Here is a 371-nt window from a genome sequence, read left to right as displayed (position 1 = left end):
ACCAATTAATCACAAAAAAGTACAAAGGATTATGCAAAAACATAATTTAAATTGTAAAGTACGAATGAAGAAATCGAAAAGACCAGGGAATGCATATTATAAGACACATAATCTATTAAATAGAAACTTCAAAGCAGAGAAACCTTTAGAAGTACTTTTAACAGATATCACTTATTTACCCTTCGGGAATACAATGTTGTATCTTTCATCTATCATGGATGCTTACAATGGTGAAATTGTGGCATATAAAATCGGTAATAAACAAAATCAAGAATTAGTAAATGAGACATTAAAACAACTTCAATTGGAACCAGGTACTATATTACATAGTGATCAAGGAAGTGTGTATACTTCTTATGAATACTATGCCC

1 protein-coding gene is annotated in these 371 nt (G+C 29.6%); it reads left to right on the top strand.

Annotated features, from left to right (window positions below):
* The coding region (locus LQ693_RS13555; protein WP_239743732.1) for a DDE-type integrase/transposase/recombinase at positions 1-371 on the top strand (371 nt) is incomplete at both ends.

It is taken from the genome of Mammaliicoccus sp. B-M6 (assembly GCF_022386965.1).
GTDB lineage: Bacteria > Bacillota > Bacilli > Staphylococcales > Staphylococcaceae > Mammaliicoccus > Mammaliicoccus sciuri_A.
Note: the sequence above shows the minus strand (reverse complement) of the source record. Positions and strands in the feature narration are given on the sequence as shown.